Origin of the sequence: Aquamicrobium ahrensii (assembly GCF_040545755.1) — a bacterium.
Lineage (GTDB): Bacteria > Pseudomonadota > Alphaproteobacteria > Rhizobiales > Rhizobiaceae > Mesorhizobium > Mesorhizobium ahrensii.
In genome coordinates, this window is record NZ_JBEPMN010000004.1 from 163,240 (window position 1) to 177,755 (window position 14,516).

General features: G+C 62.1%; 11 protein-coding genes and 2 tRNA genes. 6 read left to right on the forward strand and 7 right to left on the reverse strand.

The genetic code is table 11. From position 1 onward, the window contains the following. Positions 1-33: 33 nt before the first annotated feature. Positions 34-1,287, forward strand: a complete 1,254-nt coding sequence (gene tyrS / locus ABID44_RS07825) for a tyrosine--tRNA ligase (protein ID WP_354151136.1) — start codon at positions 34-36, stop codon at positions 1,285-1,287. A 73-nt stretch (positions 1,288-1,360) separates the two neighbouring features. On the opposite strand, the gene ABID44_RS07830 is transcribed toward tyrS, so the two are convergent. Then, positions 1,361-4,759 (reverse strand): YhdP family protein, encoded by a 3,399-nt coding sequence (locus ABID44_RS07830; protein WP_354151137.1) that lies wholly within the window; start codon positions 4,757-4,759, stop codon positions 1,361-1,363. 162 nt (positions 4,760-4,921) lie between these two features. Here ABID44_RS07830 and bcp point away from each other — a divergent pair, with 162 nt between their 5' ends. From bcp to ABID44_RS07845, 3 genes are all read left to right on the forward strand, one after another. After that, positions 4,922-5,404 (forward strand): thioredoxin-dependent thiol peroxidase, encoded by a 483-nt coding sequence (gene bcp / locus ABID44_RS07835; RefSeq protein ID WP_354151138.1) that lies wholly within the window; start codon positions 4,922-4,924, stop codon positions 5,402-5,404. Between the two features lie 290 nt (positions 5,405-5,694). After that, on the forward strand, positions 5,695-7,023 hold the full coding sequence (locus tag ABID44_RS07840; RefSeq protein WP_378226316.1) for a M23 family metallopeptidase: 1,329 nt from the start codon (positions 5,695-5,697) through the stop codon (positions 7,021-7,023). 101 nt (positions 7,024-7,124) lie between these two features. Then, positions 7,125-7,547 (forward strand): DUF1801 domain-containing protein, encoded by a 423-nt coding sequence (locus ABID44_RS07845; RefSeq protein WP_354151139.1) that lies wholly within the window; start codon positions 7,125-7,127, stop codon positions 7,545-7,547. Positions 7,548-7,846: 299 nt separating this feature from the next. Here ABID44_RS07845 and ABID44_RS07850 read toward each other — a convergent pair. Continuing rightward, a tRNA-Val gene (locus ABID44_RS07850) sits at positions 7,847-7,922 on the reverse strand. Positions 7,923-8,135: 213 nt separating this feature from the next. Here ABID44_RS07850 and ABID44_RS07855 point away from each other — a divergent pair. Continuing rightward, positions 8,136-8,212 (forward strand) — tRNA-Asp (locus tag ABID44_RS07855). Positions 8,213-8,463: 251 nt separating this feature from the next. After that, positions 8,464-9,720, forward strand: coding sequence for a hypothetical protein (locus tag ABID44_RS07860; protein WP_354151140.1), 1,257 nt, complete (start codon positions 8,464-8,466; stop codon positions 9,718-9,720). Here ABID44_RS07860 and ABID44_RS07865 read toward each other — a convergent pair. The 5 genes from ABID44_RS07865 to lon form a co-directional block, all read right to left on the reverse strand. Then, complete coding sequence (locus tag ABID44_RS07865) at positions 9,713-10,258, reverse strand: hypothetical protein (RefSeq protein WP_354151141.1); 546 nt, start codon at positions 10,256-10,258, stop codon at positions 9,713-9,715. The two genes, ABID44_RS07860 and ABID44_RS07865, sit on opposite strands and share 8 nt — an antisense overlap. Further along, positions 10,258-10,854 (reverse strand): hypothetical protein, encoded by a 597-nt coding sequence (locus ABID44_RS07870; protein WP_354151142.1) that lies wholly within the window; start codon positions 10,852-10,854, stop codon positions 10,258-10,260. Before ABID44_RS07870 ends, ABID44_RS07865 begins: the two co-directional genes overlap by 1 nt. After that, positions 10,851-11,510, reverse strand: a complete 660-nt coding sequence (locus tag ABID44_RS07875; protein ID WP_354151143.1) for a hypothetical protein — start codon at positions 11,508-11,510, stop codon at positions 10,851-10,853. Before ABID44_RS07875 ends, ABID44_RS07870 begins: the two co-directional genes overlap by 4 nt. A 110-nt stretch (positions 11,511-11,620) precedes the next feature. Beyond that, a complete protein-coding gene (hupB, locus tag ABID44_RS07880; protein ID WP_354151144.1) occupies positions 11,621-11,893 on the reverse strand; it encodes a DNA-binding protein HupB in 273 nt (90 codons plus the stop codon). A 196-nt stretch (positions 11,894-12,089) separates the two neighbouring features. Beyond that, positions 12,090-14,501 (reverse strand): endopeptidase La, encoded by a 2,412-nt coding sequence (gene lon / locus ABID44_RS07885; RefSeq protein WP_354151145.1) that lies wholly within the window; start codon positions 14,499-14,501, stop codon positions 12,090-12,092. Positions 14,502-14,516: the final 15 nt, after the last annotated feature.

Genomic DNA, 14,516 nt, shown 5'->3' on the forward strand with positions numbered 1-14,516 from the left:
CATCTTTTCGCCGGCGCTTTCGGGAATAGAAAAATGACCGCCTTCAAGTCCGATTTTCTGCGCATCATGAGCGAGCGTGGTTTCATCCACCAAATTTCGGACGAAACCGGCCTCGACCAACTCTTCGCGACAGAGACGGTGACGGCCTATATCGGCTTCGACCCGACTGCGCCCAGTCTCCATGCAGGCGGGCTGATCCAGATCATGATGCTTCACTGGATGCAGCAGACCGGCCATCGGCCGATCGCGCTGATGGGTGGCGGCACCGGCATGGTCGGCGATCCTTCCTTCAAGGACGAGGCGCGCAAGCTGATGACGCCCGAAACGATCCAGTCCAACATGGACGGCATCAGGAAGGTGTTTTCCAACTACCTCACTTTCGGGGAAGGTCCGCGCGATGCGGTGATGGTCAACAACGCCGACTGGCTGCTGTCTCTGAACTACCTCGAATTCCTGCGCGACGTCGGCCGCCACTTCTCGGTCAACCGTATGCTGTCGTTCGATTCGGTGAAGCTCAGACTCGACCGCGACCAGTCGCTGTCGTTCCTCGAATTCAACTACATGATCCTGCAGGCCTACGACTATGTCGAATTGAACAGGCGCTATGGCGTACGCCTCCAGATGGGCGGCTCGGACCAGTGGGGCAACATCATCAATGGCATCGACCTGGGCCACCGCATGGGCACGCCGCAGCTCTATGCGCTGACCACGCCGCTGCTGACCACCGCTTCGGGCGCCAAGATGGGCAAATCGCTGGGCGGTGCGATCTGGCTCAATCCGGATATGCTCGGCCCTTATGATTTCTGGCAATACTGGCGCAACACCGAAGACGCCGACGTCGCGCGCTTCCTGAAGCTCTACACCACGCTGCCGCTCGACGAGGTGGCGCGCCTGGCGGCGCTCGGCGGCGCGGAGATCAACGAGGCCAAGAAAGTTCTGGCGACTGAAATCACCGCCCAGCTGCATGGCCGCGAGGCGGCGGATCAGGCGGCCGAGACGGCGCGCAAGACCTTCGAGGAAGGCGCGCTGGCCCAATCCCTGCCCACCGTCAAGGTGGCGCGCGCCACGCTGGAAAGCGGCGTCGGCATCCTGTCGCTGCTGGTGAGCGCCGGCCTCGCCTCCTCCAATGGCGAGGCCCGCCGGCATGTGCAGGGTGGGGCGGTGCGCCTTAACGACCAGCCGGTATCGGATGAGAAGCACCTCGTGACAGTTCAGGATCTGAATCCGGAAAATGTCGCAAAGCTTTCTCTCGGCAAGAAAAAACACATTCTCGTGCGGCCTGACTAAGAATTGCCGGCCGCCACCAGAGCGCCATGCGTCCGGATTCCACTTTTCGGTCCGATGCTCTGGCGGCCGACATTCATCTGTACTCGAAAATCGAACGGAAGATGCCGGGGGCGATCACCGATAGCGGGTTGATCTCCAGTTCCGGTTTCCTGAGGTTGCCGCGCAGACGATAGGTCACACCGATCAGGCCCCGGTCGCGGCCATTGCCCAGAATCGCGCCGACCAGTGGCAGTTCACCAAAAATGCGGTTCAGGCCATAGGCCGGCATGAAGGTGCCGGTCATGTCCATATTGTCGTTCTGGTCATAGAGAATGCCCTGAAAGGTGGTGCCGATCAGCGGTCCGCGCAAAACGCCGTTGGCCAGCCTTACATAGCCTACCCCCTTCTCCACCTCGGTGGAGCCGCGCTCGAACTGGACGCGCGACGTATCGATGTTGCCGCGCACGGCCTGATTGAGGCTGCGGCTGTCGCCGGCGGGCGCGGTCGAAACGATCGAAGCTAGCTTCGGCTCGTCCACGACAACGAAGTCACGCGCATCGATTTTCCCGCGCAAGGGGCCGTCGCCGGAACCCTGCATGGCGATCGATATGCCCCCGCCCCTCACATTTCGATAGATATCGAGAAAACGAAGGATCGCACCGGCGTCGGCCGATCGCATCGACAGGTTCCGCTGGGCGCCGCTCGTGCCGCCCTTGGCTGTGACCGATGCCCCCTCGCCTGCCGTGGCGCTGGCCTCAAGGCTGTCTATCCGCGACCCTGCCCCGTTGTAGCTGAGCTTGAGGCCCGTCAACATCTCGCTGTGGAAGCCGGTCAGCCTGCCGATATCGGCCGTCAGCGACACAGTGTCCGCCTTGCTGCTCGCCTTGCCCGCACCGCCCGGATCGGCGGTAAACTGTTTGATGATGGCGCGCGCGTCGAGCGCCGCTCCGGATACGTCGACCTTGTAGCCCGAACCCGTACGGCGAACCGAGACGGCCACGTCGTCATCCCGATTGAGCCGTACCTTGCCGAAGGTCGCCGAAGACAGAACCCCGCCTGAAAGAACCACATCGCCTTCCGCGGAGAAGCTTTTGCCATCCAGGCTGAAACCGGACAGCCGCGTGACGCCGCCGCCTTCGGTCTTCATCGTGAAAGCCGCCTGGGCGGGAACTCCCGCTCCCTTGCTCCAGCCCACCCATGGCAGGACCAGCTTCGCAGCCGTGAGATCCGTGGCGACCGAACGCGCGCCGTCGGCCCTGTTTTCCAACGCCACCTTTATCGTGCCCTCCAGCATGCTGGAGAGGCCCGGCATCATCCTGTCGCGCAGCTTGTCGTCGAGGATCAGCGTGACCTGGCGGCTGCGCGCGACATCCGATGCCTTCAAGGGTTCGACCAGACTCACTTCAGCTGGAATATCATTGAGCTTTGCGGTTGCGATGATTGTCGCCTTGCGAGGATCGACGATTATGGAGCCATCGGCGTCTGTCACCTTTTGGCCGTCGAACTCGTTCTCAAGCGCCAGCCCCTTGTAGTCGAGAGCGACCAGCCAGTTCAGCCTGCTCGTGTCGATACCGGAATGGAGGGGAATGTCCGCCTTCACATTGCCCGTCACCCGGCCTGAAAACTCTTCCGGCTTGAGGCCCACATAGCGCATGGCGTTGATCGGCTCGTAAGACGCGAGTTCCACAATGGCGTCCGCATCGCCTTCGACATCGATGTCCAGCTTGCCGATGACGGGGCGCTGATTTGCATCATCGACCGTCAGCGTGCCGTTGCTGGCCGCGGCGATACGGCCGCTCGGCATGTAGACCGTGCCGGAATCCAGCGAGATGCGGACCTGTGTTCCCTCGAACTCGACCCGGCCTATGGCGTCCCGCACGGGCGGAATATGGCCGGCCGTATCGAAGCGCGCGCCCTCTACATCGAACCGCCCCGAAACCTCCTGCGCGCTCAGCGGCACGCCGCTGCCCAGACGCCCCGGCTGCACGTCATAACGAAGGCTGGCTTGCGGAACCCGTCCGCCGAACAGGTTCTTCAGCACCCATTGCCGGGCGCTGCCGGCGGCCATCCATGGCCAGAGCTGCTTGACGTGGGAGACCGGCATGTCGTGGACGTTCAGCGCCAGGAAAAGGCCGGGCGTCCTGTCCTCGGCGAATTGCAGCGTCGCCATGCCCACGGCTTCCCCGCCCGCACCGGAGCGCACGGCGATGGTGTCGGCAATCAGCCTGCGGCTCTCCACATCATAGACGCCGGCGATACGGCTGAGGAAACGCAGCGCCGGTTCCGAAGAATCGTCCGGGGCAAGCGTCGAGCCGTCGCTTACGAAATCGTAACGATACGCCGGGCGCTCGTCCGACGAAACCTGGGGCGGGCGTGGTCCGATCGATCCCTGAAAGGCGAAATTCGAACGCCCCGTCTTGACCAGAAGACGCCCGACATCAACCTTGTTGACGCCCGACTCGAGCGTCGCCTGCATCGAGATTTCGGCCGCCAGCAGGCCACGCGGGCCGAAATCGAGCGCCGCGCCCTCCGCTTCCAGCGAAGCCTGCAGTTTCGAAGCCGTTTCGCCCACGCCTTCGCTTCCCGTCAGGCGCAGGGTTCCGGCGCCAAGCTCATGGCCGCCGCCCGGCCAGAAGGTTTCCAGCCTTGGGCCTGCAACCTCGACGGTTGCGTCGAGATCGACGATGCGTCGCGTCTGCGGATCGCGCGCAGCAACACCGGCAAGGGTGACGGCGCGCCCGTCGACCATGGCTTTCGTGGACAATTCCATGCGGTCGGAGCCAGCCTGCCGCACAACCGCATCGGCGATCTTCACGGAACGGATGCCGATATCGGCCGGCAAGGCCAATTCGACGTTGACCAGCCTTATGTCGCGCACCGACTCCATCTTGACGGCATCGAGAACCTCACGAACGGAATCGAAAACGGCGGCGAGCACCTTGTCCGGGTCGATCAGGCCCTGGGTGTCGCGCAGGGAAGCCACCCAGTCGCCCTTGCCGGACGGGAAAGCAGCCAGATCGATACGCGCATCTGAAAGTCTTGCGCTGGTCAGGCGGACCTCGCCGGTGACCAGCGGCAGCGCCCGCATACCGAAACGCACCGCGCCGGCCTCAAGCATCTTGCCGCCATCGGCTGTGGTCAGGCTTAGATCCCGGATCTGCAGTGCGAGGAAGCTTGATCCATCGAGCGTGACGCCAGCCGAGCCGCCGCTCACTTTCACATCGGTTTCCGCAAGCCTGCGGATGGCGCTTTCCGCTTCCTGACGCAGGCGATCCGTGCCCAATCCCGAAGCGCCGATGGCGTAGACAGCAGCAACAATCACAACCGCAAGCAGAGCCAAGCCCAGACCGGCACGCTTCAACCACCTGAATCTGCGCCTGAACACGGCACGCCCGAGAGGCGGAGCGCAGCCAGCGGAAGGCAGGGCACTCAGATCGGTGATCTCAGAACGCCGAAACCTGATCTTTTCGTGCTGTGGAAGTTCCTGACCCACACCAAATCCCAATGCCGCGCCAATGGCATGCGGCTGGCAGCTCCCCCATCGCTCGCCGCATTTCATGCGCCTCATGCGTCTCAGGGACGCACTCTGGAGCGAATCCCGATAGAACCATATATCGGGTGAAACTCCACGCGTAACCTCAAACAAGGCATAGCTATGACCGCTACCATGGAAATCGGGCTCAACATCGGTGACACGGCTCCATACTTCGAGCTGCCCGGCGACGGCGGCGGCAGTGTGCGGCTTTCGGATTTCGCCGACCAGGCGGTGGTGGTGTATTTTTACCCCAAGGACGACACGGCCGGATGCACCAGCGAGGCCATCGATTTTTCACGCCTGAAACCCGAGTTCGAAAAGGTCGGCGCCGTTGTGATCGGCATCTCGCCCGACAGCGCGAAGAAACACGACAAGTTCAAGGCCAAACACGAGTTGACCGTCGCACTTGCAGCGGACGAGGAACGCAAGGTGATCGAGGCCTACGGCGTGTGGGTGGAAAAGCAGATGTATGGACGCAGCTACATGGGTGTCGAGCGCGCGACCTTCCTCATCGGCCGCGACGGGCGTATTGCCGAAATCTGGCGCAAGGTGCGCGTCAAGGGTCATGCAGACGCGGTTCTTGAAGCGGTTCGCTCGCTCTGAGCGGAACCTTTCCTCTCCTGCATGCGTTGAAACGACGACCAGCGAAGGAGGACATAAATGCGCAGCATACTGCTATGGGTCATAGGCGTTCCGATCCCGATCATCATCCTGTGGTGGATATTTGGATGACCTGACCAACTTCCCCGCATTTTAGCCCAACCCCGCCCGCTGCCTTCCCTCCCCGGCAGCGGGTTTTTCATGTCCATCTCCATCGATATGTCTGCGGCACAAAGCTTTGTTAACCCTAACGCCGCATAAATCGAGGGACGGCATGGTTAACGGGGCGTATCGTGACAGCAGTCCAGCCAGCGGTGTTCGGCAAGCGCAGGGAACCCCATACGGTCATCATCGCGCATGGCGACGAAATCCGCCATTTCACCATTCGTCCGTGGGTGGCCGCCATCGTCGGCTCCGCCGTCATGGCGCTCTCCCTTGGATACCTCGGCGCGACCTCTTATCTCGTGCTGCGCGACAACATCATCAGCGCCTCGACAGCACGACAGGCACGCATCCAGCAAGCCTATGAAGACCGTATCTCGGCGCTGCGCGCGCAGGTGGACCGTATCACCAGCCGGCAACTGCTCGACCAGCAGCTCATGGAAACCAGGGTTACCGAGCTGATCGAACGCCAGAGTCGGCTGACCGATCGCCACGGCCGGCTCGGGCCTGTTCTCGACCGGGCAGGACGCGAGATCGGCGGCAATCTGCCATTGACCGCGCCTCTCCCGGCGGAGCGGCAGGCCATCACGCCCGAAATCACCGGATCAATCGAGCGCGTCGAAAAGCCAGTCAAGGCGGCGGCGGTGGACGGTTCCCCCTTCGCGAACTGGACGACCCGCACGGGAGATACGCCAGCGCCGGTCGCCATGGCCCATGCGCGTGCCGAACCATCTGGCTCCGAGGCCGACCGGGCCGACAAAGTTTTCGTGGCCATCAACCGATCGCTCAAGGCCATAGAAGACGACCAGCTTGCGCATATATCGCAGCTGGCCGATGCGGCTTCGGAAAGCGCGGATGCGATTTCCAACACGCTTGAAGCCGCCGGATTACCCGTCGATCTGGATTTCGCGCAGGACGGCGCGACCAGAAGCAACGTCGGCGGCCCGCTCATTCTCATGGACAACGCCACCATCTTCGACACCAGGCTCAAGGAACTGGACGAAGCGCTGCAGGCGCTGAGCCATGTCAAGCATGAGGCGCGGCGCCTGCCGCTGGCCAATCCCGCTCCCGGCCATGCGGTGACCAGCACCTTCGGGGTGCGCCGCGATCCGCTGATCGGCTCGGCCGCATTTCACTCAGGCATGGATTTCCGCGCTCCCGTCGGCATGGACGCAAAGGCCACCGCCCCCGGCACGGTGGTGAAGGCAGGCTGGAACGGCGGTTACGGGCGTATGGTGGAAGTCGACCATGGCCAGGGCTTCTCCACCCGCTATGCGCATCTCAGCCGCATCTCGGTGGCGGTCGGCCAGAAGGTCGAATCGGGCGACGTCATCGGGCGCTCCGGAAATACCGGCCGCTCGACCGGCCCCCATCTCCACTACGAAGTTCGCCATAATGGAACGGCCCTCAACCCGCTTCGCTTCCTGAAAGCAGGCAAGGCAATACAGCAGTATCTGTAAGGCTGCCCCGGCGGTCTGCTCCTGGCGCTTGCCGGCGAGCGCTCCATGTGATTTCCTTGCCACCCGGTGGGGGTCGCGCCAATATCTTGCGGGAGCTTTCCATGGCGAACCCAGGCGACACTTCGGGGCCAAAGCTCCTTTCCGGCGGCAATCCACAGATCGCCAAGGGCTATGGAGACGAGCCCGTGCAGGCATACATATCCGCCATGCCCGGATGGAAAAGCGAGATCGGCCGGCGCATCGACGAAATCGTCATGCAGACCGTTCCCGGCGTCCGAAAAGCGGTCAAGTGGAATTCACCCTTCTATGGAAACGAGGACGATTTGTGGTTCCTCAGCCTTCACTGCTTCACGAAATACGTGAAGGTGACGTTCTTCCGTGGCGACTCGCTTGATCCGGTGCCGCCGAGCAAGTCCAAACATCCCGAAGTGCGCTATCTCGATATCTGGGAAGGTCAGTTCGATGAAGCGCAATTCAGCGACTGGGTGAGGCAGGCGAGCAAGTTGCCAGGCGAAAAGCTGTAAGCCATTCAGGAATTTGGGCTCAAGGACGGGCATCGTTTCACCCCGCAATTGGTCCCGTCACAGTGGCCGTGCGCATCTCCTGCTGCGTCGCTCCGGACCCGAATAACACCCTGACGACGCATGGGGCAGAATCCGGCATGAAATTTCTGGGGCAGGTTTCCGCCGCCCTGCGGAAACAGTAGATATGGTGGAGGTGAGTGGAGCATCCGCGAACCGGAACAAGGCCGCGACCTCGGCCCGGGCTTTCGCCCGCCCCATCGGAGGCGTGCGCGAAGCAAACTGCCGTGAGATATGGAAAATGGTGGGCGATGACGGACTCGAACCGCCGACATCTTCGGTGTAAACGAAGCGCTCTACCAACTGAGCTAATCGCCCCCAGCGGGCCGGACCATTAAGCAGTTCCGGTCCAGTTCGCAAGCCCCAAGGCGCAATTCCACGGTTTGGCCTGTGGTGAAAGAGAGCCGGAACGAGGCTTTGGAGAAAAACATCCGAACTTTTCACACAACCGTCGTTGCGGCGCTTGACACCTGCATGGGAACCCCTTATCCACCCGCCAACGACGCACACATCAACGGTGTTCGTCAAAGCGCGGGTGTAGCTCAGTCGGTTAGAGTGCCGGCCTGTCACGCCGGAGGTCGCGGGTTCGAGCCCCGTCACTCGCGCCATTTTTCAACAAGTTAGCAATAACAGCTTGAAGAAGACTCTGAACACGAACGGCAGGTTTGTGTTTCAGATTCAATATCCCATTTTCCTTCGGAAAGATCCTGGCAGGCATGTGCGTTCGCCTGAATCCTGAAGCGGCGCAGCCCCCTTTCCCGGACAGACGATCCAATCGGTGAGTTGCAGCCGCAGTTGTGCAACGTCTGGTAATTTTTCTTGTGATTCCACCGGGCGGGAAATGCTCTAACCTGCGCTCATGACAGCCACGGACGAGATCCTGCGGCCGCTTACCCTGACAGTGCGGCTCTTGCGACGATTCTGGCCGCAACTATTGCTGATCGGCGCGCTCGGTTACATCGCCCGCGATCTTCTTCTCGACGCCGCTGTGACGACAGGATTGCGCTATCCACTCGGCGGGATGGTCGTGCTGTCGCTGGTGGTTCTGGCGAAGCTTCTCGTGGTGGTGGCGATGTTCACTCTGCTCCTGCCGGGGCTGCCCGCCCTTTCCCGTTTGCGTGAAGCGAATGCGTCGCCCGACGCCCGCTCAGGAGGAAAACAGGCCAACGGCAGGATGCTGGCGCTGACCGCGGCCGTGCTTCTGCCCTTCTTCGCCTATTATGCGGCATGGGGCTTTCTGGGAGACACAGTCCGGGAGTATTCGCGCCTGGCCTACGAGCGCCTGCTGCCGGGGGAGCGTATGCAGATATTCGAACTGCTTCGCTCCGGTGGTCTGATCGCATCGATCGTGCTGTGCTGGCTGGCCCGCTGGGCCGCCAAGCACATGGCGGCGCGCTCACAAGCCATTGGCTGGCGGATGCTTATGATTGCAGCCGATGCGAGCTGGATATTCATCGGTCTCTACGCTCTCGACCGATGGAAAAACGATTTCATAAGCTGGCTTGGGGCCGGTAGCCTTCTGGAGGAAGCTGCTGCGCTTATCGTGACGGCGGCGCAGGCGGCGGAAACTTTCGTGCCGGTGGAGTTTCGCCCGGCCCCACCGGCCGATCAGATGCAGGGCCTTTTCTTCTATGCTCTGCTGCCCTTCATATGGCTGGTGCTCGCTGCAATCGTCTACGGCTACGACCTCTCCGCCGCGCCCGCCGCCGGCGCACCTTCACCTTCGCGCTCGGGAAGCTGGCGCGGCTGGCTGCGTGATTTTCTCGCCCATTTCTTCGGAAGCTATCGTTCCCGCTACCGCCCCGTATGGACCTGCCTGAAACTGCTGCTCGGCGCTGGTCTGTGCACTCTGCTCACCTTCATCGTGGCTTACAGGGCAATCGGCTGGATCGGCGCGTGGGCCTGGTATGGCGCGACCCACTGGCTGCCGCCTTTCGAACCGGATACGTGGCAGGTCGTTTCACCAATGCTGGACATTTTCGTGGGAAGCCCCAGCGAACTGAACGGCGGAATCCTGCTTGACGCCGTTCGTATATCGCTTCTGGCTGGAGTTCTGGAATATGCGGTGGCCGACGCCCACCGTGAGACGCCGGTCACGGAAGCCCATGCTACCTGAAGCGCATCTCCTGATCCGCAACAGAGGATAGGCGCACCGTGAGCGTGGGATTTTCCACCGTATCCGGGACCAGAAAAACCTCCGCCATGGCAAGGTTCCGCCCCACAGCCATCGTTTCCAATGAGCCGCATCTGGGCTTCTCAGCCGCCGTCGCCAGAGCTTGACGCACTTTCCATTCCGGCAGGAACAGAGGGAACCAGCGACGGCCCGAACTGTCGCCAAGGTGAATCATACAATTCCCCTTTGCCGCCAGAAGTTCGGGGTTCTCCACCCGCGCCTCGAACTCCGCGACGACCAGAACGGTGCCGGGAAATTCGCCTTTCAGTCTGCTCAGGCCGGTCAGCCGCCATTGCGCACCATGAAACTGATGCGTTTCGCCGCGCTCGATCACCGTCGGGCTCAGCATTCTTCGTGCAACCCACGCAGGGATGCCGTCGCCCGAATGCAGCAGGATCGCCACAGGCAACGCGATTGCCAGCCCCGCAAGACCGAGCCATCGGGATCGCCGTTCCCCACCACCGGCCCCGGAGGCGGCCATCACTGCGCCTCCAGTCGCCACGGCAGCAGGCGGCTGCCCCGCCTGATGATGATGCGGCCATGCACGGGCTCCGGAATTTCGGTCAATGCGACATGCACCTCCTGAACCAGCGCCGTCGTGCGGATGGGCGATATGATGACGGTCGCACCCGCCAATTGCCTTTCAGGCACCTCGAACACCATCAGCAGCGGGCGCGGTATGCCTGGTTGCAATTGTTCGGTTCCCGGCTCCCCGCCAAGCGCGCCGGTGCGCGAGCTCATTGCATATCGTATGCCGTCGCGCGAAAGCCAGGTCGCAGAGGCAAGGGCGAGGCTTTGCTGCAAGGCCTCGGCAGCACCTTCGACAACCACCCAGATACCGGAGGACGAAGTGAGGGTCCTGTCCTCGGGAAAGCCGGGAATGACAAGCTCCCTCGCCAGTCGCACCCGCGCTATTGCGGCCGCGAAACTGTCCGCCTCCACTCTTTTGCCTTGCACCCCACGCACCGAAACCGGCGAGGTGATATCGCTGAAATAGGGAGTGGTCCGTTGCATGCCGTAGAGCAAGGCTGCGGCGATGGTGACGGCGAGGACGGCCCGCATGGCTGCTGGCGTCACCGGACCTGCCCGCTGCCGAGAACCGGCAAGTTCGCCACAGCGATAGGGTCACGATCAAGCCAGTTGGAGGCTCCATAGAAATTGTCACGGCGCTTGTAGATCTGGCTGCCGATCAGCAAGCGGACGGTTGCGGGCGGGGGTTGCGCCGCGGACAACTCCCATACGGCCATTATCCTTTCCGGCATGTCCGGATGCAGCCCGGCGATCATCCGTCGGTCCCTGGCGCTATAGAACTCCGGGCCGGCGGCTCCCTGGATCACAGAATCCAGCATGAGAAGGTTTGAAAAGGCGGCGCTGGTGGCGGCGGAGCGATTGTTGAGATCGAACCCAACGCTCAGGAATTTTTTCGGTTCTGCCGGCGTCCGGCCGTTCGGCGCGACATCATCGATCCGGGCTTCAAGAAGGGTGACGATCCACTGGCCGGTATCGACGGGTTCGTTTGCGCCGACCTCGCGCAACGGTTGCGGATGCGCCGCTTCATAAACGCTTAGCGCAAAAGAGACGGTAGCGGCCGCAGCCGCGCCAACACTGGCGACGACGACTGCCAGCAACCGCTGTCGCAACGATGCGCGCCGGTCAATGGCCAAAGGCTCCTCCTCAGCCTCGCCATCCGCCCGGCCCGCAAGATAACCCAAAACCGCCGCGACGAACCGCATCGGCAATCAAATTCAGTCACGCGGTGAAACAAAGAAAAACCCCGCCGGCATGCGGCGGGGTTTTGGAGATCGCGAACGAGGCAGGTGCTGCCTCTCTGCGGTGGCTTCGCCTAGTTGACGGCGTCCTTGAGGCCCTTGCCTGCCGTGAACTTCGGCACCGTACGGGCCGGGATCTTCACTTCGGCGCCGGTCTGCGGGTTGCGGCCGGTCGACTCGGCCCGCTGCGACACCGAGAAATTACCGAAACCGACAAGCCGGACGTCCCCACCCTTCTTCAGTTCGCCGGTGATGACGGAGAACACCGCATCGACCGCCGACTGCGCATCACCCTTGGAGAGTTTCGCGGCTTCGGCGACAGCGGACACCAGTTCGTTCTTGTTCATAAAATTTCCCTTCCATGAGAAAACCGGCACGAAAGACTCATCCGGCAGGAGCCGAACTTTAGAAAGAAGCGCAGCCGCAACCAAGCGAAAATCCAGATTGAAGCCCTTAAAATCCCCCGTTTTCCGGGCTTTTCGAGCAAAAAGGCCGGGTGGAGGCCCGGCCTTTTCAATTGGTGCGCTGCAATGTGAGCGAGCGCTAATGCGCGAGCGACTTTGCGGCGTCGTCAGAAGCGTCCACGGCGGCCGGCGTGTTCACCGGCTCCACCCACTCGATCGGCTCCGGCATGCGAACCAGCGCATGCCGCAGCACCTCGCCGGCACGGCTCACCGGAACAATCTCCAGACCGTTCTTCACGTTGTCCGGTATCTCGGCCAGATCCTTGGCGTTCTCTTCCGGGATCAGAACCTTCTTGATACCGCCGCGAAGCGCGGCCAGCAGCTTCTCCTTCAACCCGCCGATCGGCAGCACCCTGCCGCGCAGCGTGATCTCACCGGTCATCGCCACATCGGCCCGCACCGGAATGCCGCTAAGCACCGAAACGATAGCCGTGACCATGGCCACGCCGGCCGAAGGGCCGTCCTTGGGCGTCGCGCCTTCAGGAACGTGGACGTGAATGTCACGTTTGTCGAACAGCGGAGGTTCCACGCCGAAATCGATGGCCCGCGAACGGACATAGGACGCCGCCGCAGAGATGGACTCCTTCATGACATCCTTCAGGTTGCCGGTAACGGTCATGCGACCCTTGCCGGGCATCATGACGCCCTCGATCGTCAGCAGTTCGCCGCCGACCTCGGTCCATGCCAGACCGGTGACGACGCCCACCTGATCGTCGGTCTCGGCCATGCCGAAGCGGTAGCGCTCCACACCAAGATAGTCCGCAAGGTTGTCCTTGGTGATCTTAACCGACTTCTTCTTGGTCTTCAGGATCTCGGTCACGACCTTGCGGCCGAGCTTCATCAGCTCCCGCTCCAGAGAGCGTACGCCCGCCTCGCGGGTATAGGTCTGGATGATGGCGCGGATGGCGTCATCGGAAACCGAGAATTCCTTCGGCTGCAACGCGTGGTCGCGCACAACCTTGGCCAGAAGATGCCGCTTGGCGATCTCGACTTTCTCGTCCTCCGTGTAGCCGGCGATACGGATGATCTCCATGCGGTCCATGAGAGGCGCAGGGATGTTCAGCGTGTTCGCCGTCGTCACGAACATCACGCTCGACAGGTCGTATTCGACCTCGAGGTAATGGTCCATGAAGGAGGCGTTCTGCTCGGGATCAAGAACCTCCAGCAGAGCCGAGGACGGATCGCCGCGGAAGTCCTGGCCCATCTTGTCGATCTCGTCGAGCAGGAAGAGCGGATTGGACTTCTTCGCCTTCTTCATCGACTGGATGACCTTGCCGGGCATCGACCCGATATAGGTGCGCCGGTGGCCACGGATTTCGGCCTCGTCACGCACGCCGCCGAGCGCCATGCGCACGAATTCGCGCCCAGTCGCCTTGGCGATGGACTTGCCGAGCGAGGTCTTGCCGACGCCGGGAGGGCCGACGAGGCACAGGATCGGGCCTTTCAGCTTCTTCTGGCGGCTCTGCACAGCAAGATACTCGACGATGCGCTCCTTGACCTTGTCGAGGCCATAGTGATCGGAATCGAGCACGTCCTGCGCGAAGTTGAGGTCCTGCTTGACCTTAGAGTTGCGGCCCCACGGAATCGACAGCAGCCAGTCCAGATAGTTTCGGACCACGGTGGCCTCAGCCGACATGGGCGACATGGTGCGCAGCTTCTTCAGCTCCGCTTCCGCCTTCTCGCGCGCCTCCTTGGAAAGCCGGGTCTTCTTGATGCGCGCTTCCAGCTCGGCCGCCTCGTCGCGGCCGTCCTCGCCTTCGCCGAGCTCCTTCTGGATCGCCTTCATCTGTTCGTTCAGGTAGTATTCGCGCTGCGTCTTCTCCATCTGGCGCTTGACGCGCGAGCGGATGCGCTTTTCCACCTGAAGGACGGAAATCTCCGCCTCCATGAAGCCCATGGCGCGCTCCAGACGCTCCTTCACGGAAAGCGTGGAGAGCATTTCCTGCTTCTCGGGAATCTTGATGGCGAGATGCGAGGCAACCGTATCGGCGAGCTTGGAATAATCGTCGATCTGGCTGGCGGCGCCTACCACCTCGGGCGATATCTTCTTGTTCAGCTTCACATAGTTCTCGAAGTCCGCGATCACGGAACGGGCGAGCGCTTCGACCTCGACCTCATCCTCTTCCGGCTCCTCCAGCGCAGAAGCGTGCGCCTCATGGAAGTCCGTGCGATCGGTGAAACTGTCGACGCGCGCACGCGCGGTGCCCTCGACAAGCACCTTGACGGTGCCGTCGGGCAACTTCAGAAGCTGCAACACATTGGCGAGCGTGCCCACCTCGTAGATGGCGTCGGCTTCGGGATCGTCGTCAGCGGCGTTCATCTGGGTGGCGAGCAGGATCTGCTTTTCCTGACCCATCACCTCTTCCAGCGCCTTGATCGACTTTTCGCGGCCGACAAAGAGAGGCACGATCATATGCGGGAAGACCACGATGTCGCGCAGCGGGAGGACTGCGAACACACCGTTGCTTGCGGACCGGGCTGTTTTGGCCATTGTCAAACCTTTCCT